Here is a 19,348-nt window from a genome sequence, read left to right as displayed (position 1 = left end):
CCCTGGCCATGGCGGCGATGCTTGCCATATCCGCCCCATGCCCGCATGAGGCGACGGGCTTCCGCATGCACGCGCCGGTTGTAGGGGCAGCGCCTGCGCGGATCCCGCAAGCGGAGGCGATCAAGGAGCGGCCGTGCCCAGCCAAGACATCCCCGGCGAACTCCGGCAGTATTTCGAGGCCTCGCACATCGCGCTCGCCCTGGCGGACGTGACCGAGGACAACCCGCTGCTGCTCGTCAACGAGCCGTTCCGCGCGCTCACCGGCTACGACGACGCCGAGGTCATCGGCCGGAATTGCCGCATGCTCCAGCGCGACGCCGAGAACCGGCAGCCGCGCGCCAAGATCCGCAGCTTCCTGGAGGCCGGGCGGCAGGCCTCGGTGCGGACCACGATCCTCAATTTCCGCAAGGACGGGAAGCCCTTCGTCAACCTCCTCTACATGTCGAAGCTGACGTCTCTCTCGGGGGAGGTGCGCTTTCTTTTCGCATCCCAATTCGATGTCAGCCGCTCGCAACCGGAGCTACTTTCCGCCTACGATAACGAACTGGGACGGACCCTCTCCCGGCTCGGCCCGGCCTTGGCCGAAAGCGGCATGGTCATCGAGGGCTCGCTGATGACCATCGCCAACACCGTCGCCACCGTTGCGCAGGCGAAGCTCACCCTCGCGGATCTCGATGCACCAGGATTTCCTTGACGACGCCGGGGCGGGCGCCTCCGAGATCCTGGACGGCCCGGTCAAGGACGCGCCCGCGCCCTTCACCGGCCCCGTCGTCGGGATCGGCGCCTCCGCCGGCGGCCTGGAAGCCCTGCGCGAGATGCTGGCCCGCGCCCGCTTCCCGACGGGCATGGCCTTCGTCATCGTCCAGCACCTCGATCCCAACCACGAGAGCATGCTGGCCCAGCTCCTCGACCGGCACACCGAACTGGAAGTGCTCCAGTGCGAGGGCGGCGAGCGGATCGCGGGCGACCGGGTCTACATCATCCCGCCGGGGCGGGGGCTCGCCATCCAGAACGGGGTGCTCGAACTCACGCAGTTCGTGCAGCCGCGCGGCCTGCGCCGGCCCATCGATGACTTCTTCCTGTCCCTCGCCGTCGATCAGCAGGCGAACGCGGCCTGCGTGATCCTCTCCGGGACCGGGGCGGACGGCACGACGGGCCTGCGGGCCATCAAGGAGCATGGCGGCGTCTGCGTGGTGCAGCAGCCGGATTCGGCCCGCTACGACGGCATGCCGCTCTCGGCGGTCGGCACCGGGCTCGTGGATTTCGTCCAGCCGGCGGGCGAGATCGTCGATTGCCTCGCCGCCTTCTTCCGCCGCCGCAGCCACGACGGCGCGGGCGAGCAGGCCGACCTCGTCGCCGACCACGTGGACGACCTCTGCCGGGTGATCCGCGCCGCCGTGGGCCACGATTTCGCGGGCTACAAGCGCACTACTCTGGTGCGCCGGGTCGAGCGGCGGATGCACGTCCTCGGGCTCGATTCCGGCCGGGCCTACCTCGCCCGCGTCCGGGCCGACAAGGACGAGTGCGAGGCGCTGTTCCGCGACCTCCTCATCAACGTCACCCGCTTCTTCCGCGACGCGGAGATGTTCGAGGTGCTGCGCGAGCGGGCGATCGAGCCCCTGCTGCGCACCCGCAACCCCGACGAGGACCTGCGGGTCTGGATCCCCGGCTGTTCCAGCGGCGAGGAGGCCTACAGCATCGCCATGCTGTTCGCCGACGCCGCCCGGCGGATGGACGTGCCGGCGGCGGTGCAGATCTTCGCCACCGACATCGACGAGCGGATGCTCCAGATCGCCCGCGACGCGACCTATCCGGCCGCCGCGCTCGCCGACATCCCCGCCCACCTGCGCGAGCGCTACGTGGTGCCCCATGCCGAGCGCTTCACCATCGCGCCCGAGATCCGCGACCTGATCCGCTTCTCCAGCCACAGCCTCGTGAAGGACCCGCCCTTCTCGCGGGTGGACCTGCTCTCCTGCCGCAACCTGCTGATCTATTTCGATGACCGGCTGCAGCAATCGGTGGTGCCGCTGTTCCATTACGCGGTGCGGCCCGGCGGCTACCTGTTCCTCGGCCCCTCCGAGAGCGTGAGCCGGTTCGAGCAGCTTTTCCCGGCCATCGACCAGCACGCCCGCCTGTTCGAGCGCCCGCCCGGCGCCCCGAAATACCCGATCGACCTGCCCGGCGGCGCCCGCCGGGGCGACGCCCCGCGCGGCGAGCGCCCGGAGCGCCGCGAGCCCTCCATCGGCGACGAGACCGTCGCCGTGCGCCGGGTGGTGGAGCGCTACGCGCCGCCGAGCATGGTGCTGAACGAGGATGGCGGCATCATCGCCGCCTACGGACGGCTGAGCCGCTACTTCGACTTTCCCGTGAGCCGCGCGGGCGGCACCAGCGCCATCACCCTGGCCCGGCCCGGCCTGCGCGACGTGATCGGCCCGCTGCTGCGCCAGACCCGCGACGCCCGCAAGCGCGTGGTGGTGCGCGACGTCGACGTCCAGTCGGAATACGGCGTCCAGACGGTGGAGGCGATCTGCGATCCCCTGCCGGACGGCTCGATGCTGCTCATCATCCGGGACATCGGCGCCTTCAGGCCGTCGAACGACCTCGACCTGATGGAGATGGACACCGGCGGCGACCACGTCGAAGCGCTGGAAGAGGAATTGCTGCGCACCCGCTACAAGCTGCGCTCGACCGTCGAGGAACTGGAGACGACGAACGAGGAGCTGAAGAGCTCCAACGAAGAAATGATGTCGATGAACGAGGAGCTCCAATCGACCAACGAGGAGCTGTCCACCGTCAACGACGAGCTGAAGACCAAGGTCGAGGCGCTGACCATCGCCAACGCCGACCTGCGCAACTTCTTCGAATCGACCGACCTCGCGGTCATCGTCCTCGACCGGGCCCTGCGCGTGCGCAGCTTCACCACGGCGGCGACCACGATCTTCCCGCTGCAGCCGGGCGACCGGGGGCGGCCGCTGGCCGACGTGTCGAGCCGGCTCGCGGGGCAGGATTACCTGCACGACGCCGAGGCGATCGTCGCCGGCGGCACGGTGATCCAGCGCCGCATCCTCACCCGCGACGGCGCGCGCACCCTGTCGCTGCGCGTGCTGCCCTACCGGCAGCAGAACGGCAGCATCGACGGCGCCACCCTGGTCCTCACCGACATCACCGAGGCCCTGGCGCTGGAGCGCCAGCTCGCCTCGGAGCGGGAACGGCTCGACCTCGCGGTCAAGGCCGGCGGCATCGGCGTGTGGGAATACAGCCCCGATTCCGCGACCATCGTCTTCGACAGCACGGCCGGGGGGATGTTCGGCCTCGCGCCCGACACGCCGCACGGCACCGAGACCCTGGTCTCCCGCGTCTTCCCCGAGGACCGCGAGGCGCTGGAGACGGCGCTCGGCGAGGTCGCGCACGGGCTCGACGAGTTCGAGGCGCGGCTGCGGGTGCGGGCGGGCAAGCACGCCTCCCGCCATATCCGCAGCTACGGCCGCCTGACCCGCAGCGGCGACCGCAAGCGGGTCGTGGGCGTCTGCATCGACGTGTCGCCGGAATACGCGCTCGCCGAGACCCGCGACCTGATGCTGCGGGAGATGAACCACCGGGTGAAGAACCTCTTCGCCATCATCGGCGGGATGATCTCGGCGGGCGCGCGCACGCACAAGGAGATCGGCGTCTTCGCCTCCGACATGCGCGACCGCATCTCCGCCCTCGGCCGCGCGCATTCGCTGGCCGACCCCACGGGCACGCAGGGGATGAGCGACCTCGCGGGGCTCATCAACGCGACGCTCAGGCCCTACCGCGACCACGTCCCCACGACGATCGACGGGCCGCTCGTCGCCGTCGACTGGCGCCACGTCTCATCGCTGGCGATGATCCTGCACGAATGGGCGACGAACTCCGTGAAGTACGGGGCGCTCGGCTCCAACGACGGGTCCCTCTCCGTCACCTGGGAGCGGGTCCCGGACGGGCTCACCCTCACCTGGATCGAGCGCGTGACCAGCGTCGCCAGCCCGCGCCCCGGCCGGGGGTTCGGCTCGCTGCTGGTGGAGATGTCGCTGCGCCAGCTCGAAGCCTCGGTGGAGCGCGAGCACGACGACACCGGGCTCAAGCTCGTCCTCAACCTGCCGGGCCTCGTCCTCATCCGGTCGTGACGGCCTCCGCGAGGCGGCGGCCCGAGAGCCACGCATTCTCGACGCGGGGGCCGGTGAGCCAGTCGCCGCAGGCGCCGAGGCGCGCGCGCGAATCCCACAGCACCTCGCGCCGCGCGGCGCCGGAGCGCGCGTAGCGCCAGCGATGCGCCTTCAGCAGGGCGGTCGCCACCGGAGCGAGGCCGGCGGCGGCGAAGAACGCGGCGAGCAGGGCTTGCGCCACGGCGTCCGCCCCCTCCTCGAGATGGGCGCGGGACCAGTCCGGCCCCGCCTGGATCACCCACGCCTCCGTCGCCGGGCGGCCGGGCTTGGCGGAGTTGCGCGCCGCCCAGCCGACGGCGCCGTCCGTGCGCAGCACGTCCCCGGCGACATAGAGCCGTTCGGGGAAGGCGGCCATCGCCGTCCAGCACGGCGCGGAGGGCGTGCCCAACGCGACCTCGGCGAGGGCGGGGGCGTGGTCCGCGAGGAGGGGGCCGGTCTGCTCGGCGGGGATCGCCGTGAGCACCGCCGAGAACCCGCCCTCGTCGAGCCCGTCGCCCTGCAGCCGCCAGCCGACCGCTTCGCGGACGAGGCCGTCGACCCGCGTCTCCCAGCGGACGGGCAGGTCGCGGGCGAGCGCCACGAGGGGCGCGTTCATGGCCGGCACCCCGACCCAGGCCTCCGCCCCGGCGGCGGGCCAGGGCGCCACGAGCCCGGCCTCCCGCCAAGCCGCCAGCCTGGCGACGAAGGCAGGATCGCGCCCAGTCATGTACTGCGCGCCGTGGTCGAACCCGACCGGCCCGGCCGGGCTGTCCCCCGACCGGCTGGACATCCGCCCGCCGGGCTTGCGGCCCTTGTCGAACAGGGCCGTCGCGAAGCCCCGCTCGCGCAGGGCCTCCGCACAGGCGAGCCCCGCCATCCCGGCGCCGACGATCGCGATCCGCTCCATCCGTCCAAACCTCCCCGTCAGCCGTGCAGGATCGTGGGAATGGCGCTGCGCAGGCGCGAATAGCCCCGGTTCGCGCGCGGCCACGCCCGCTCGTCCCAATCGCGGCGGAGGCGCAGGCAGCCCTCCGGCAGGGCATCCGCCGAGGGGCCGACCGGCGCCCAGGCCGTCACCACCGGCAGGCCCTCCTCCCACCCCTCGGAGACGGGCGCGGCCGGGCAGCCGAAATGCGCTCCGGCGCGGGCGAGGGCGTCGGCCATCGCCGCCGTATCGGCCTCGCGCACCCGCGCCACCGCCTCATCGGCATGGACGACGAGGCCGCCGATCCGCGTCACCCGGGCCGGGCCGAGATCCAGGCTCTCCGGGTTCAGGTCGTCGAGGTGCAGGAGCAGGGCGACCTCCCCGGCGGGCAGGGCATCGGCCCGCGCGAGCGGTTCCTCGCGGGGCGGCGTCGCCTCGTCGAGGGAGTCGGCGTCCTCATCGAGGCCGTCGGGATCGTAGCCCTCGCTCGTGTAGCGGCGGATGTTGTCGCGGCGGGCGAGGTAGTGCTTGCCCCGCGTGTGCAGGCCGGCGACCCAGCGCCAGGACAGGGTGTTGCTGGCGGGATCGCCGTCGAGGAGATGCGCGATGAAGAACGCGGCCCCGAGTTCCCAGGGCAGGCGCAGGGTGAAGATCCAGATCGAGGCGAACCACATCCGCGTGTGGTTGTGAAGCCAGCCCTCCTCCACGAGCTGCCGCGCCCAGGCGTCGAACCCGTCGATCCCCGTCTCCCCGGCGATGGCCCGGTCGTGGATGCGCCGCAGGCCGGGTTCGGCGTCGAGGCGGGTGCGGGCGGTGTCGCGCCCCTCGCGGTAGCCGGTCCAGGCGGCGGGATGGGTTTCGAGATGGCCCTTGAAGTAGGTCCGCCAGAACACCTCCGAGACGAACTTCTCCGCGCCCTCGTCGCCGTAGGCGTGCAGCGCGGCGCGGGCCACCTCCTCCTCGGTGACGAGGCGGCGGCGCAGGTAGGGGGAGAGCGCGGAGGTCGTGGGCGTCTCGCCCCGCCCGCGATCCGTGTTGCGGGCGGCGGCATAATCCGCGCCGGGGCCGTCGAGGAAGGCGGCGAGCGCGGCGAGCCCAGCGTCGCGGGTGAGGGGGAGCGGATGCGGCATGGGCCTCATCTAGGCCCGCGCCGCGATCCGGCATCAGCGCGGGTGCAGGAACCGCGTCGCCAGGGTGGCCCAATACGCCGCGCCCAGGGGCAGCACCGCATCGTTGAAATCGTAGGCCGGGTTGTGGAGCGGCACGCCGGGCTCGGCCCCGTCCGCCCCGATCCAGGCATAGGCGCCGGGGCATTCCCCGAGCATGTAGGAGAAATCCTCCGAGCCCATGGAGGGGGCGATCTCGTCCTTCACCTCCGTGAGGCCGCCGACGGCGCCGGCCGCGTCGAGGGCGAGGCGCACCGGGCCGGCGGCGTTGATCGTGGCCGGATAGCCGATCGTGTAGGTGATCTCGGCCGTCGCCCCGTGGGTCGCCGCGACGCCCTTGGCCAGGGCCTCGACCAGCCCCGCGATGCGCTGGCGGGTCGCCTCGCCGAGGCAGCGCACCGTCCCCCGGATCACCGCCCGGTCGGGGATCACGTTGTAGGCCTCGCCACCATGGATCTGCGTCACGCTCAGTACGGCGGGCTCGGTGGGAGAGATCCGGCGGCTCACCACCGTCTGCAGGGCCAGGACGAGCTCGGCCGTCGCCACGAGCGGGTCGGTGCCGCGCTCCGGCATGGCCGCATGGGTCCCGTAGCCGTGGATCGTGATCTCGAACGTGTCGAGGGAGGCCATGATCGGCCCGACGCGGGTGGCGAAGGTGCCGACCGGCAGGCCCGGCCAATTGTGCAGGCCGAACACCGCGTCGCAGGGGAAGTCCCGGAACAGGCCGTCCTCCACCATGGCCCGGCCGCCGCCCTCGCATTCCTCCGCCGGCTGGAAGATCACGTGGACCGTTCCCGCGAGGTCGTCCCGCCCGGCGAGGTGGCGCGCCGCGCCAAGCAGCATCGCCACATGGCCGTCATGCCCGCAGGCATGCATCACGCCGGGCGTCGTGGAGGCGTAGGGCAGGCCGGTGGCCTCGCGGATCGGCAGGGCATCCATGTCGGCGCGCAGGCCGATGGCGGGGCCGGCGCCCCGGCTCAGCGTCCCGACGACGCCGGTGCGGCCGAGGCCCGTCTTCACCGTGTAGCCGCAGGCGGCCAGTTCCCGCGCCACGAGATCCGCCGTGCGGGTTTCCTGGAAGGCGAGTTCGGGATGGGCGTGGAGGTCGTGCCGCCACGCCACCATGCGCTCGACGATGTCCGCCGCGATGCTCATTCCGTCACTCCCGTTGCCGCCCCCGCCCGCCTTGCTACCCCAAAGGGGCGTGCAGGAAGAACTGCGCGATCAGGGCCGCGCCGAGGAACGTGCCGGCATTGGCCATGAACGAGACCACGACGATGCGCCAGCCGAGGCGGCGGAAGGCAGGCACGTCCTTGGCGACCGACAGGCCCGCGAAGGTGAGGATCGGCGTCGCCAGGGCGAGGAAGTTGATCTTGCCCGTCATGGCCGCGATCTCGGCCGCATAGGGCGTGGCGGGATAGGTGAGCGCCATGCCGATCAGCGAGACCCAGAGCACGGCGGGGAGCTTCCGGCCGCAGAGGAGGTACAGGGCGTAGCCCGCCAGCACCACGCCGACGATGATCGCCATGCCCGCGACGACGGTGCGGTCCGGCGCGATGCCGTAGGTCAGCCAGTTGCCGATGAGGCCGTAGGCGCCGATCAGGATCCAGGCGAGCACCGTCTCGGGCAGGCCGATCCGCGCCTCCTCGTGGACGGGCGCGTCCAGGGCCGCCGGGGCGGGACCGGCCGCGTCGGGCCGGTGGCGGCCGAGGATCGGCTCCAGCTTGCCGTAGGCCCAGATTGTGAAGGGCAGCGACAGGAACAGGGTGAAATACGTGCCGATGGTGGTGGTGACGAGGTTGCTCGCCGCCGCGAAGGTCGCGACCTCCTTGGCGACCTCGGGCGTCTGCTGCGCGGCGATGGCGCCGGAGGCGGCGGCCATCATGCTGCCGGAGCCGACGCCCGCGCCCATGGCGAGCGCCAGCGGGTTGAAGATCCCGAGGCTGGTGATGAGCCCGGCCAGCAGGGCGATGAACACCGCCCCGAACACCGTGCCGGTGAGGTATTCCGCCAGCACGCCGCGCCCTTCCGGCGAATCCATGCCGTAGCGCTCGCCGATGATGGCGAGGCTCGGCTCGCGGCCCACCGAGAAGGTCGCGCCGATGGCCTCGCGCTTGATGCCGAGCAGCAGCGCCACCGGCAGGCCGAACACCATCGTCCCGAAGAAGTGGCCGAATTCCTGGAAGACCAGCGCCCAGCCCGAGGCGAGGATCTTCGGCAGCGAGCCGCCGACCAGCAGGCCGAGCTTGGCGATGAAAATCAGGAGCGCCGGCTGCAGATAGGCCGAGGCCGCGTTCTGCATCGCGCCGGAAAGGCGCAGCGGCGGCGGCAGGCGGGGGCTCAAGAGGCCGATGGCGCCGCCCAGCAGCAGCGCCCAGAGGAGGGGGAGCAGGATGATCTTGCCCGTCCCCACCGGGATGCTGACGTTGCCGATCGCCTCGGCGATGACGACGATGACGAGGGCCAGCAGGAACAGCAGCAGCTTCCCGGCCCCCGTGACGGGCCGCGCCCTCGTTTCCGCCGCCAGCACGTCCGTCGTCATCGCCGTCTCCCCCGTCCGTTCCGATTATCCCACGTAGCCGAACGCCACCGCCGGATGCGCGGCCGTCTCGACCCACACGCTCTTCGTCTGGGTATAGGCCATCAGCGCCTCCCGGCCGGAGGACCGCCCGAAGCCCGAGCGCCCGAAGCCGCCGAAGGGCGAGGCCACGTTGATCGTCTTGTAGCCGTTGACCCAGAAGGTCCCCGCCCGCACGGCGGCCGCGACCCGGTGCCCGCGCCCGATGTCGCCGGTCCAGACCCCCCCCGCGAGCCCATAGGGGGTCGCGTTGGCGAGCGCCACCGCCTCGTCCTCGTCGTCGAAGGGCAGGACGGTGAGGACCGGACCGAACACCTCCTCGCGGGCGATGTCCGCCTCCGGGCCGACGCCGTCCACGATGGTCGGGCCGTAATAGAAGCCGCCCGTCTCCCGCAGGGCGTCCGGGCAGGCGCCGCCCGCCGCGATGCGCGCGCCCGCCGCCGCGGCGGCCTCGACCATGCCGGCGATCTTGTCCCGCTGGCGGCGGTTGTTGATCGGCCCGATCTGCGTCGCCGGGTTGGTCGGGGCGCCGACCGGGATGCGACCGGCCGCATGGGCGAGGCGGGCCACGAAATCCGCATGGACCGAGCGGTGGACGAGGAGGCGCGAGCCCGCGACGCAGCTCTGCCCGGCGCCGCCGAAGATCGCCGCCTGGGCGCCGAGCAGCGCGCGGCCGAGGTCGGCGTCGGCGAAGACGATGTTGGCGGACTTGCCGCCGAGTTCGAGGACGCTCGGGACGATGTTGCGCGCCGCCGCCGCCGCGATCTGCGCCCCCGCCTCGGCCGAGCCGACGAAGACGACGAGGCGGGTGTCGGCATGGGCGACCGCCGCCGCGCCGGTGGTCGGGCCGGCGCCGGCCAGCACCGAGACGAGGCCGCGCGGCATCCCCTCGGCCTTCGCGCAGAGCACGCCCAGGGCCAGGGAGGTGAGGGGGGTGAGTTCGGAGGGCTTCAGCACCACCGCGTTGCCGGCGCAGATCGCCGGGGCGATCTGCCAGCCCGCCGTGAAGATCGGCGCGTTCCAGGGGGTGATCTGCACCACGGTGCCGTAGGGCTCATGCCGGGTGTAGTTCAGGTGCGAGGTCGGGACCGGGATGACCTCGCCGTGGAGCTTGTCGCACCAGCCGGCATAGTACTCGAACATCTCCGCGACCTTGGCGACCTCGCCGCGCGTGTCGCGGATCGGCTTGCCGGCCGAGAGGGTCTCCAGTTCGGCCAGGGCCTCGGCGTGGCGGCGGACCAGGGCGGCGACGGCCCACATCGCCCGGCCCCGCGCGGCGGCGCTCATCGCCCCCCAGGCGCGCTGGCCCTCGCGGGCCGCCGCCATGGCGGCCTCCACGACGGAGGGCCCGGCATCGGCGAAATGGGCGAGGACGCCGCCATCGGCCGGGTTGACCAGGGCGAGGGCGTCGCCCGTGCCGGCCAGCACCTCGCCGGCCACGACGCTGCCGATCCTCCCGCCGGGCAGGAGGTCGGCGAGGAGGTCGGCGACGCGGGCGGCGGCGTCGGAGCGCGTGGGTGCGGACATCAGAGGACTCCCTCGTTCGCGCGGTAATCGGCCATGCGGGTGAAATCGGCGGTGTCGGGGATGCTCACGCGGCTCTCGCGCCAGATCCGCCCGACCTCGTCGGAGAGGGGCAGCGCGACCCCGCTCTCGGCAGCCAGTTCGAGGGCGAGGCGCACGTCCTTGCGCATCAGCCCGGCGGAGAAGCCGCTGTCGAAGGTGTCCGGCACGACCCAGCGGGGCACCATCACCTCGCTGACGGCGCTGCGGCCGGTGGCGGTGTTGACGACCTTCACCGCCTCCTCGGCGGAGAGGCCCGCCGCCTGCGACAGGCGCAGGGCCTCGCCCGTGGTGACGAGATGGGCCGCGACCAGCAGGTTGTTCACGAGCTTGACGATGTTGCCCGCCCCCGAGGGGCCGACATGCGGCGCGCGGGCCGACATCGCCTCCAGCACCGGCCGGGCGAGGGTGTAATCCTCCTCCCCGCCGCCGACCATCATGGTGAGCGTGCCCTCGGCAGCACCGGACGGGCCGCCGCTGACGGGGGCGTCGAGGAGGGCATGCCCGGCCTCGGCCAGCCGCGCGGCGAGGCGGCGCGTCGTGCCGGGATCGGAGGTGGAGGTGTCGATCACCACGACCTTGCGGTCGCTGCGGGAGAGCAGCCCGCCCTCGGCGGTGACGACCGCCTCGACGTCCTTGGCGAAGGGCAGGGAGAAAACCAAGGCGTCGGCCCGGCGCAGCACCTCCGTCAGGGAGGGCACGAAGGCCACGCCCGCCGCCTCGACCGCCGCCCGGCGGTCGGCCGCGATGTCGAAGCCCAGCACCGTGAAGCCCTTGCGGGCCAGCGTCGCGGCCATGCCCCGGCCCATGTTGCCGAGCCCGACGACGCCTATCGTTGCGATGTCCATGCCGATCGATTCCCGTGGTCGGCTCAGAATGTCCCTCCCCGCGAGTGTTGCGACAAGAAGGGAATTCGGCACGAACCGTGCGGAAATCGCGAACGGTCGCTCAGGTCGGCGTCGGCCGGAAGGCCACCATCCGCTCCGCGAGCCAGCCGATCAGCCGCCCCATCGCCTCCGGCAGGCGCCGCCCGGCGCGCACGACGAGATGCGCGCTCGCCTCGGAAAGGATCGGCTCGCGCAGGGGCACGGCCGCGAGCTGGTCGGCCTGCAGCTCCGCCGCCACGACGAAGCGCGGCAGGAAGGCGATGCCCATCCCCGCCGTGACGAAGCGGCGGTGCAGTTCGAAGGCGCCGGTCTCCAGGCGCGGGACGAGGCGGAAGCCGCCATCGGCCTCGGCGCGGCCGAGCATCTGCCGCACCCCGTGGTCGGGCGGCAGCAGGATCGCGGGCTCGGTGGCGAAGGCGCGCAGGGGCACCGGGCCGGAGGCGCGGGCGAGGGGATGGCCCTTCGGCAGGATGGCGAGGAGCGGCTGGCGCGCCGAGACCACGCCGCAGACATCCGGCCGCGCCGGGGGGTTGTAGGCGAGGCCGAGATCCGCCTCGCCCTGCGCGACGGCGGCGAGGATGCCGTCCGTGGTGCCGCCCTCGATCTGGTAGGCGATGCCGGGATGGGCCTGCGCGAAATCCGCCAGGGCGTTGTCCACGAGGTCGATGAGGAAGCCCGCCCCGCAGCGCAGGCGGATCGTGCCCTGCTGCACCCCGCGCAGGCGCTTCAGCCGGTCCTCCAGCAGGGTGGCCTCGTCGGCCTGCCGCTGGGCGTGCTCCGCCACCATCCGCCCCGCTTCCGTCGGCACGACGCCGCGCGGCAGCCGTTCGAGCAGCGCCTCGCCGACCTGCGCCTCCAGGTCGATGATCTGCCGGCTCACCGCCGAGGCGGCGACGTTCAGGGTCTCGGCGGCGGCCCGCACCGAGCCGGCGCGCACCACGGCGAGGAAGTAGCGCAGCGCCCGGTCGGTCATGGGACCTCCCAGGCCGTCGCGCCCTGGGCGATGACGCGGCGGGGCTGGCGCCGCTCCACGATCACCTCGGCCGCGCAGGAGGCCTCGAACAGGGCGAGGTCGGCGGGCACGCCCGGCGCCACCGCACCGGGGCCGAGACCGAGGGCACGGGCCGGGATCGCCGTGGCATGGTCGAGGAGGGCGGTCAGCGCCGCGTCCGTGCGGCAATCGAACCGGTGGGCGGCGAGCATCGCCCGGTCGACCATGCCGGTGACGGTGGCCGGATTCCAGCAATCGCGCACGTTGTCGGTGCCGAAGCAGATCGCGACGCCGAGTTCCCGCAGGCGGGGCAGGGGAGGGCAGCGGGTCCCGCCCGGCACGCTGCTCACCAGGGTGATGCCCGCCTGCACCAAACCCTCGGCGATCCGGCCGAGGCGGTGATCGTCGGCCTCGGCCAGGGCGAAGGCGTGGCTGATCGCGACCCGGCCGTGCAGGCCGGCGGCCTCGGTGCGAGCGATGATCCCCTCGATCTCGGACAGCCCGCCCTCGCCGCCATCGTGGAGATGGATGTCGAGGCCGCGCCCGTGGCGCTCGGCCAGGGCGAAGAGCGTGTCGAGGGGCGCTTGCGCATCCCCGTCGATGCCGAGCGGATCGAGGCCGCCGACGAGGTCGGCGCCCATCCGCATCGCCTCATCGAGGTGATCCGCCGCCGGGGGGCAGGCCAGCAGGCCGCTCTGCGGGAAGGCGACGATCTCGATCCGCATCCGGCCGGCCCAGCGGGCGCGCAAGTCGAGGATCTGCGCGAGATGGCCGGTCCCCGTCACGTCGTCGATGTCGACATGGGTGCGCAGGCTCGTCGTGCCCCCGCGCAGCATCCGTTCCAGCAGGGCCTCGGCGCCCTGCTCGGCGAGCGGCACCCGGCTCTCCCGCCGAAAGGCCTTCTCGTCCTCGATCCGCGCCCGCACCGAGCCCGCCGCCCGGTGGGGACGCCAGGGGAGCCCGAGCAGGCACTTGTCGAGATGGACATGCGCGTCGGTGAGGCCGGGCAGGACCAGCGCCCCGGCGCAGTCGATCTCCCGCGCCGCCCTAGGGCCTGCCTCGCCGGGCTCGCGGATCGCCGCGATGCGGCCCCCGGCTATGTCGATGACCCGCTCCCGTCCGTCGAGGTTCGCGCGCAGGAGGCGCAGGGCGACGGCGGCGCTCATGCGCGGCCCGCCGCCACGACGGTGCGGATCGCGAAGCTCGATTGCAGCCGCGCCACGCCGGGCAGGCGGGACAGCACCTCCTTGTGCAGCCGCTCGTAATCGGCCGCGTCGCTGATCTTGAGCTTCACGAGGTAATCGGCCGTGCCGGTCATCAGGTAGCAATCCTGCACCTCGGGGCAGCGCCGCACGGCGGCCTCGAAGCGGTTCAGGTAATCCTCCGTCTGCCGGTCCAGGGTGAATTGCGTCAGCACCACCAGCCCCGGCTCGTCGGTGACGCCGCCGATGATCGCGGTGTAGCCCCGGATCACCCCGCTCTCCTCCAGCACCCGCACCCGGCGGTGGCAGGCCGAGGCCGACAGCCCGACCTTCCCCGCGAGGTCGGCGTTGCTGATGCGCCCGTCGGCCCGCAGGGCCCGGATGATGCGGTGGTCGATCTCGTCCATGGCGGAAACGTCCGAATGTCCGCAGAAAGTTGCACCGCCACGCTTAGAACGCAATCACCTGCGGCGGAAACGCCGGAAATTCGGTGATCCTGCGTGTAGCGTAGCCCTGTCGTCTTGGGGGCGGGCATGGGCATTGTCGATCGGGTCATGAGGCAGGATACGAGCCTCGCCGCCGCCTTCCTGAGCATCGACCTCGGCGCCCTCCGGGACAATTACCGCCTCCTCGCTCGCCGCGTCGGCCCGGCCGCCTGCGCCGCCGCGGTGAAGGCCGACGCCTACGGCCTCGGAATCGCCCGCGTCGCGCCGGTCCTGGCGGAGGCCGGGTGTCGGCAGTTCTTCGTCGCCCAGGTGGGGGAGGGGGTGAGCCTGCGGGCGATCCTCGGCCCCGGCCCATCGATCGGCATCCTCAACGGCACGACCCCCGGCAGCGAGGCGGCCTGCGCCGCGAGCGATCTCGTCCCCGTCCTCAACGACAGCGCCCAACTCGACGCCTGGACGCGGCTGGCGCGGCATCTCGGGCGCCGCCTGCCCGCGATCCTGCAGGTCGATTCCGGCATGACGCGCTTCGGCTTCGATCCGGCGGAAGCCCTCGCGCTTTTCGATGAGCCCGATGCCTTCGCGGGGCTCACCCTCACGCTGGTGATGAGCCACCTCGCCTGCGCCGACACGCCGGAGCATCCGGCCAACGCGGCCCAGCTCGCCGCCTTCTCCGCCATCCGCCATCGCCTGCCGCTCGTGCCGGCGAGCCTCGCCGCCTCGTCGGGGATCGTCCTCGGGCCGGAGTTCCATTTCGACATGGTCCGCCCCGGCGCCGCCCTCTACGGGATCGCGCCGCAGCCGGGCCGGGACAACCCGATGCGGCCGGTCGTCTTCCTGCGCGCGCGGGTGATGCAGCTCCGCGCCGTGCCGGCGGGCACGCCGGTCGGCTACGGCCATGCGGGCGTCACGGCGCGGGACTCGCGCCTCGCCACGGTCGCGGTCGGCTACGCGGACGGGTTCCCGCGCGGCACGGCGGGCGCGGCGGGCTTCCTCGCCGGGACGCGCCTGCCGCTTGTCGGGCGGGTCTCCATGGACAGCCTCGTCCTCGACGCCACCGACGTGCCCCCCGGCGCCATCGGGCCGGGGTCGCTCGTGGACCTGATCGGGCCGGAGCAGGGGGTCGATGCCCTCGCGGCGGCCTCCGGCACCATCGGCTACGAGGTGCTCACGCGCCTCGGCCAGCGCTTCCGCCGTACCTATACCGGAGCTTGAGGCAGGCCATGCACGTCACGATCCTCGGCGGCGGCGTCGTCGGCGTCACCTCGGCCTATTACCTCGCCCGCGCCGGGCATCAGGTCACGGTGCTGGAGCGCCAGCCGGGCGCGGGGCTGGAGACCAGCTTCGCCAATGCGGGGCAGGTCTCGCCGGGCTATTCCGCCCCCTGGGCGGCGCCGGGCATCCCGGTGAAGGCGATGAAGTGGCTGATGATGCGCCATCGCCCCCTCGTCCTGTGGCCGAGGCTGGAGCCGCGCCTCTACGGCTGGCTGGCACGGATGCTCGCGAACTGCACGGAGGACGCCTACACCCGCAACAAGGGCCGGATGGTGCGGCTGGCGGAATACAGCCGCGACGTGCTGCGCGACCTGCGCGCCGAGACCGGCATCGCCTACGACCACCGCGAGAAGGGCACGCTCCAGCTCTTCCGCACGCAGAAGCAGCTCGACCATGTGGGCGACGACACCCGCGTCCTCGACGCCTACGGCGTGCCTTACGACGTGCTGGACCCCGCCGGCTGCATCGCCGCCGAGCCGGCGCTCGCGCGGGTCGGCGGGGTGTTCGTGGGCGGCCTGCGCCTGCCCGGTGACGAGACCGGCGACGCCCATCTGTTCACGCAACGCCTCGCCGCGCTCTGCGAGGGCCTGGGCGTCACCTTCCGCTACGGCGTCTCCATCGCGCGTCTCCATCACGAGGGCGGGCGGGTCACGGCGGTAGAGACCACGGCCGGCGAACGGCTCGCGGCGGATGCCTATGTCGCGGCGCTCGGCAGCTACACGCCCTCCCTGCTGCGGCCGCTCGGCATCGCCCTGCCGGTCTATCCGGTGAAAGGCTATTCCCTGACCCTGCCGGTCACCGACCCGGAGGCCGCACCGGTCTCGACGGTGATGGACGAGACCTACAAGGTCGGGATCACCCGGCTGGGCGAGCGCATCCGCGTCGGCGGCACGGCCGAACTCGCGGGGTTCAGCAGCCTCCTGCGCGAGCCCCGCCGCGAGACCCTGGCGCGATCCGTCGGCGACCTCTTCCCCGAGGGCGGCGACCTCGCCAAGGCGACGTTCTGGACGGGCCTGCGCCCGATGACGCCGGACGGCACGCCCATCGTCGGGGCGACGCCGCTCACGAACCTGTTCACGAACACCGGCCACGGCACGCTCGGCTGGACCATGGCCTGCGGCTCGGGCCGGCTGCTCGCGGACATCGTCACCGGCCGCACCCCGGAGATCGCAGGCGACGACCTCGCCGTCGCCCGCTACGCGGCGTAAGAGAGCCCCCGGCGGTTCCTTCGTACCGTGGTCGCCCGTGTCAATTCGTAAGGGCCAATCAGTTCGCAAGGGCCAAGAGGTAGGCGTCCCATTTCGTCGCGGCGGCATTGCGGGCTGCGGGATCGCTTGGGTGCTCGTACATCGCCTGTGCCGCGGCCATGGCGCTCCGAAGCATCGGGTCGTGATAGACGACGGGCTGCAAGATTGCGGAGATGGAATCGATGAAGGCTCGACCGCCCGAGCTCGGTTGGCCCTTGGCCAACGCGGTGAGGATGCGGTCGAGGGGGGAGCCCCCCGTCTTGGGGTCCCCACCCGTCACGAAGTCCGCCCGATTGGCGATCAGCGAGGTGAGATCGGTCACATCCATCTCGTCGAGGTTCTTCATCATGCTCTGCAACCGCAAAGCCTGGATTGCCGGGTCACGGGCTGCGGCGAGGATCGCCTCCGACTTGGGCGTCGAGAACAGGGTAAACATGCGCTGCGCCGATTCGGCGGCGGCCTTGGCATCGTTCGGGTAGAGGACGTGTGACACCGCAGTATCCAGCGGCTTCTTCATCTCGATCGTCCACATTGCCCAGCTCGGGACACCGTCGTTCAGCCGGGCCGTGAGATTGGTGGAGGTGGCCGTCCACGGATTGCCGTTGATCGCGTCGAGCACCCGCGTCAGCGGAGACCCATTTCGCCAGTTGCTCCCGCCGGGCAGGTTCTCCGGAATCGTCAACGCGGTGGCCACCCCCCCCATCTGGGAGACGCCGGCGCGCTGGATCATGTCCGACAGCTGGGCGGACGAGATCGTCGGATCCTTGGCGGCGGCGAGGATCGCCGCCACCTGGGCCGACGGCGCCGAACCTCCCGGCTGACCGGATGGCGGGATGGCGAAAAAGTGAACGAAGATGTCCCGCGACGGGTCGTTCGCCGACGTGCTCTGCGCCACGGCACCCTGCGCACCGGAGCGATCGACACTGAAGACGGCCTGCGAGGCCTGCTGATCGTGGGTGATCGCCGCCGGCCAGAGGGGAGGTTGAAATCCGCCGATCGAGGACGCCATGGCCTGTTCCTTCCGTAAAGACGGTCCAGGCTGAGGCGTGAAGCTGACGGGAACCTGTCGGCCCGGCCTCGCCCTTGCGGATCGCACGGCGTAAACGGGCGCCATGCCCGCGCGCCCCCTCGTCCTGTTCCCCGATCCCCGCCTCTCCGCCCGGGCGGCGCCGGAGGAGGCGTTCGGCCCCGACCTCCGGGCCGTGGCGGACGACGTCCGCGAGACCCTGCTCGCCGTCTCGGCCCTCGGCCTGACGGCGCCGCATATCGGGATCCTCCGGCGGGTCGTCGTCGCCCGCATGGCGCCGGAGGACGCGCCGCGCGTCTACGTGAACCCCGTCGTCCTCTGGGCCTCCCCCGAGACCGCGACCCACGACGAGGGCAGCGTGAGCATGCCGGGCGTCCGCGAGCGGATCACCCGCCCCGCCCGCATCCGCCTCGGCTACCGGGACCTCGCGGGCGACGCCCACGAGGAGGAGGCGGCCGACTTCTCGGCTGCAATATTGCAGCATGAGATCGACCAGCTCGACGGCCTGTTCTGGATCGACCGCCTCTCGCGCCTCAAGCGGGATCGCCTGCTCAAGCGCTTCGCCAAGGTGAAGCCGGTCTGAGCCGGGCTCCCGGCCCGGTTGACTCTGTAACGTTATTACATTTTATCTGGTCTAGTTCCGGCAATCGATCGGTCACGGCCATGCGCGACACCCGACTTCCCGTCACCGTCCTCTCCGGCTTCCTCGGCGCGGGGAAGACGACCCTGCTCAACCACGTCCTGCACAACCGCGAGGGGCGGCGGGTGGCGGTGATCGTCAACGACATGAGCGAGGTGAACATCGACGCCGACCTCGTGCGCGACGGGGGCGCCGGCCTCTCCCGCACCGACGAGCGGCTGGTCGAGATGACCAACGGCTGCATCTGCTGCACCCTGCGCGACGACCTCCTCGCGGAGGTCCGCCGCCTCGCGGGGGAGGGGCGCTTCGACTACCTGCTGATCGAGGGCACCGGCATCGCCGAGCCCCTGCCGGTGGCCTCGACCTTCTCGTTCCGCGACGAGGCGGGCCATTCCCTCTCGGACGTGGCCCGGCTCGACACGATGGTCACGGTGGTCGATGCCGTGAACCTGCTCAAGGATTACGGCTCGAACGACTTCCTGCGCGACCGGGGCGAGACCGCCGGCACGGAGGATGCCCGCACCCTGGTCGATCTCCTCGTGGAGCAGATCGAATTCGCGGACGTGGTGGTGATCAACAAGGCGCGGGACGTGCCCGCCGACCGCCTTGCCCTGGTGCGCGCGGTGGTGCGCGGCCTAAACGGCGACGCGCGGATCGTCGAGACGGATCACGGGCAGGCGCCCCTCGACGCGATCCTCGATACCGGCCTCTTCGACGAGGAGCGAGCCGAGCGGCACCCGCTCTGGTTCAAGGAACTCTACGGCGCCGCCGAGCACGTGCCCGAGACGGAGGAATACGGCATCGCCTCCTTCGTGTACCGGGCCCGGCGCCCGTTCGATCCGGCGCGGTTCAAGACCTTCATCGACGCGACCTGGCCGGGGCTGATCCGGGCCAAGGGCCATTTCTGGCTGGCGACCCGGCCGGATTGGGTGGGGGAATTCTCCCTCGCAGGGGCCGTGGCCCATGTCTCGGCGATGGGCTTCTGGTGGTCGGCGGTGCCGCGCAAGCGCTGGCCGGAGGCGGACGAGTTCCGCCAGCGCCTCCAGGGCGTGTGGAGCGAGGTCTGGGGCGACCGCCGGCAGGAACTCGTCTTCATCGGCACCGGCATGGATCGGGCCGCGATCACCGCCGCGCTCGATGCCTGCCTCGTGGAGACCGGACGCGACGCCACGCCCTTCGATCCGGCGCCCTACCGGCACCTGCCCGACCCGTTCCCGGAATGGCGCCGCGCCGCGTGA

The 19,348-nt window shown here is 72.3% G+C and carries 16 protein-coding genes; 6 read left to right on the top strand and 10 right to left on the bottom strand.

Annotation, left to right across the window (positions count from 1 at the left end; all coding sequences use genetic code 11):
- Positions 1-133: 133 nt before the first annotated feature.
- Complete coding sequence (locus AAHF99_RS21115) at positions 134-694, top strand: PAS domain-containing protein (RefSeq protein WP_342166434.1); 561 nt, start codon at positions 134-136, stop codon at positions 692-694.
- Positions 675-4,148, top strand: a complete 3,474-nt coding sequence (locus AAHF99_RS21110; protein WP_342166433.1) for a CheR family methyltransferase — start codon at positions 675-677, stop codon at positions 4,146-4,148. Before AAHF99_RS21115 ends, AAHF99_RS21110 begins: the two co-directional genes overlap by 20 nt.
- On the opposite strand, the gene AAHF99_RS21105 is transcribed toward AAHF99_RS21110, so the two are convergent.
- From AAHF99_RS21105 to AAHF99_RS21065, 9 genes are all read right to left on the bottom strand, one after another.
- A complete protein-coding gene (locus AAHF99_RS21105; RefSeq protein ID WP_342166432.1) occupies positions 4,135-5,073 on the bottom strand; it encodes an NAD(P)/FAD-dependent oxidoreductase in 939 nt (312 codons plus the stop codon). The two genes, AAHF99_RS21110 and AAHF99_RS21105, sit on opposite strands and share 14 nt — an antisense overlap.
- A gap of 17 nt (positions 5,074-5,090) precedes the next feature.
- Complete coding sequence (locus tag AAHF99_RS21100; RefSeq protein ID WP_342166431.1) at positions 5,091-6,221, bottom strand: FAD-binding domain-containing protein; 1,131 nt, start codon at positions 6,219-6,221, stop codon at positions 5,091-5,093.
- A 33-nt stretch (positions 6,222-6,254) separates the two neighbouring features.
- A complete protein-coding gene (locus AAHF99_RS21095) occupies positions 6,255-7,412 on the bottom strand; it encodes a M20 aminoacylase family protein (protein ID WP_342166430.1) in 1,158 nt (385 codons plus the stop codon).
- Positions 7,413-7,446: 34 nt separating this feature from the next.
- On the bottom strand, positions 7,447-8,799 hold the full coding sequence (locus tag AAHF99_RS21090) for a DUF3100 domain-containing protein (RefSeq protein WP_342166429.1): 1,353 nt from the start codon (positions 8,797-8,799) through the stop codon (positions 7,447-7,449).
- Positions 8,800-8,823: 24 nt separating this feature from the next.
- Positions 8,824-10,362, bottom strand: a complete 1,539-nt coding sequence (locus AAHF99_RS21085) for an aldehyde dehydrogenase family protein (protein ID WP_342166428.1) — start codon at positions 10,360-10,362, stop codon at positions 8,824-8,826.
- Complete coding sequence (locus AAHF99_RS21080; RefSeq protein WP_342166427.1) at positions 10,362-11,246, bottom strand: NAD(P)-dependent oxidoreductase; 885 nt, start codon at positions 11,244-11,246, stop codon at positions 10,362-10,364. Before AAHF99_RS21080 ends, AAHF99_RS21085 begins: the two co-directional genes overlap by 1 nt.
- Positions 11,247-11,346: 100 nt before the next feature.
- Positions 11,347-12,258 carry a LysR family transcriptional regulator gene (locus AAHF99_RS21075; RefSeq protein ID WP_342166426.1) on the bottom strand — a complete coding sequence of 304 codons (912 nt, stop codon included), beginning with the start codon at positions 12,256-12,258 and terminating at the stop codon, positions 11,347-11,349.
- Positions 12,255-13,442: an amidohydrolase family protein gene (locus AAHF99_RS21070; RefSeq protein WP_342166425.1), complete on the bottom strand. Its 1,188-nt coding sequence runs from the start codon at positions 13,440-13,442 to the stop codon at positions 12,255-12,257. Before AAHF99_RS21070 ends, AAHF99_RS21075 begins: the two co-directional genes overlap by 4 nt.
- The gene (locus AAHF99_RS21065) at positions 13,439-13,885 is read right to left on the bottom strand and encodes an Lrp/AsnC family transcriptional regulator (protein WP_243954161.1); all 447 of its coding nucleotides are present in this window, start codon (positions 13,883-13,885) and stop codon (positions 13,439-13,441) included. The genes AAHF99_RS21070 and AAHF99_RS21065 overlap by 4 nt, the downstream gene beginning before the upstream one ends.
- A 147-nt stretch (positions 13,886-14,032) precedes the next feature.
- Between AAHF99_RS21065 and alr the strand changes: the two genes are divergently transcribed.
- Together alr and AAHF99_RS21055 are read left to right on the top strand one after the other, a co-directional pair.
- The gene (alr, locus tag AAHF99_RS21060) at positions 14,033-15,136 is read left to right on the top strand and encodes an alanine racemase (RefSeq protein WP_412759924.1); all 1,104 of its coding nucleotides are present in this window, start codon (positions 14,033-14,035) and stop codon (positions 15,134-15,136) included.
- Between the two features lie 8 nt (positions 15,137-15,144).
- The gene (locus AAHF99_RS21055; RefSeq protein ID WP_342166423.1) at positions 15,145-16,404 is read left to right on the top strand and encodes a D-amino acid dehydrogenase; all 1,260 of its coding nucleotides are present in this window, start codon (positions 15,145-15,147) and stop codon (positions 16,402-16,404) included.
- A 58-nt stretch (positions 16,405-16,462) separates the two neighbouring features.
- Here AAHF99_RS21055 and AAHF99_RS21050 read toward each other — a convergent pair whose 3' ends face one another.
- The gene (locus AAHF99_RS21050; RefSeq protein WP_342166422.1) at positions 16,463-17,452 is read right to left on the bottom strand and encodes a hypothetical protein; all 990 of its coding nucleotides are present in this window, start codon (positions 17,450-17,452) and stop codon (positions 16,463-16,465) included.
- 103 nt (positions 17,453-17,555) lie between these two features.
- Here AAHF99_RS21050 and AAHF99_RS21045 point away from each other — a divergent pair, with 103 nt between their 5' ends.
- Entirely contained in the window at positions 17,556-18,053 is a 498-nt protein-coding gene (locus AAHF99_RS21045; RefSeq protein ID WP_342166420.1) for a peptide deformylase, read from the top strand.
- Positions 18,054-18,133: 80 nt separating this feature from the next.
- Entirely contained in the window at positions 18,134-19,348 is a 1,215-nt protein-coding gene (zigA, locus tag AAHF99_RS21040) for a zinc metallochaperone GTPase ZigA (protein WP_243954156.1), read from the top strand.

The organism is Methylobacterium litchii, assembly GCF_038442315.1.
GTDB classification, from domain to species: domain Bacteria; phylum Pseudomonadota; class Alphaproteobacteria; order Rhizobiales; family Beijerinckiaceae; genus Methylobacterium; species Methylobacterium litchii.
The sequence above is the reverse complement of the archived record's forward strand: the minus strand, read 5'-3'. Positions and strand labels throughout refer to the sequence as shown.

Excerpts from the sequence above, each read along its gene's own strand:
- AAHF99_RS21110 (WP_342166433.1), top strand. The coding sequence starts at position 675 with ATGCACCAGGATTTCCTTGACGACGCCGGGGCGGGCGCCTCCGAGATC.
- AAHF99_RS21105 (WP_342166432.1), bottom strand. The coding sequence starts at position 5,073 with ATGGAGCGGATCGCGATCGTCGGCGCCGGGATGGCGGGGCTCGCCTGT.
- AAHF99_RS21100 (WP_342166431.1), bottom strand. The coding sequence starts at position 6,221 with ATGCCGCATCCGCTCCCCCTCACCCGCGACGCTGGGCTCGCCGCGCTC.
- AAHF99_RS21095 (WP_342166430.1), bottom strand. The coding sequence starts at position 7,412 with ATGAGCATCGCGGCGGACATCGTCGAGCGCATGGTGGCGTGGCGGCAC.
- AAHF99_RS21090 (WP_342166429.1), bottom strand. The coding sequence starts at position 8,799 with ATGACGACGGACGTGCTGGCGGCGGAAACGAGGGCGCGGCCCGTCACG.
- AAHF99_RS21085 (WP_342166428.1), bottom strand. The coding sequence starts at position 10,362 with ATGTCCGCACCCACGCGCTCCGACGCCGCCGCCCGCGTCGCCGACCTC.
- AAHF99_RS21080 (WP_342166427.1), bottom strand. The coding sequence starts at position 11,246 with ATGGACATCGCAACGATAGGCGTCGTCGGGCTCGGCAACATGGGCCGG.
- AAHF99_RS21075 (WP_342166426.1), bottom strand. The coding sequence starts at position 12,258 with ATGACCGACCGGGCGCTGCGCTACTTCCTCGCCGTGGTGCGCGCCGGC.
- AAHF99_RS21070 (WP_342166425.1), bottom strand. The coding sequence starts at position 13,442 with ATGAGCGCCGCCGTCGCCCTGCGCCTCCTGCGCGCGAACCTCGACGGA.
- AAHF99_RS21065 (WP_243954161.1), bottom strand. The coding sequence starts at position 13,885 with ATGGACGAGATCGACCACCGCATCATCCGGGCCCTGCGGGCCGACGGG.
- alr (WP_412759924.1), top strand. The coding sequence starts at position 14,033 with ATGAGGCAGGATACGAGCCTCGCCGCCGCCTTCCTGAGCATCGACCTC.
- AAHF99_RS21055 (WP_342166423.1), top strand. The coding sequence starts at position 15,145 with ATGCACGTCACGATCCTCGGCGGCGGCGTCGTCGGCGTCACCTCGGCC.
- AAHF99_RS21050 (WP_342166422.1), bottom strand. The coding sequence starts at position 17,452 with ATGGCGTCCTCGATCGGCGGATTTCAACCTCCCCTCTGGCCGGCGGCG.
- AAHF99_RS21045 (WP_342166420.1), top strand. The coding sequence starts at position 17,556 with ATGCCCGCGCGCCCCCTCGTCCTGTTCCCCGATCCCCGCCTCTCCGCC.
- zigA (WP_243954156.1), top strand. The coding sequence starts at position 18,134 with ATGCGCGACACCCGACTTCCCGTCACCGTCCTCTCCGGCTTCCTCGGC.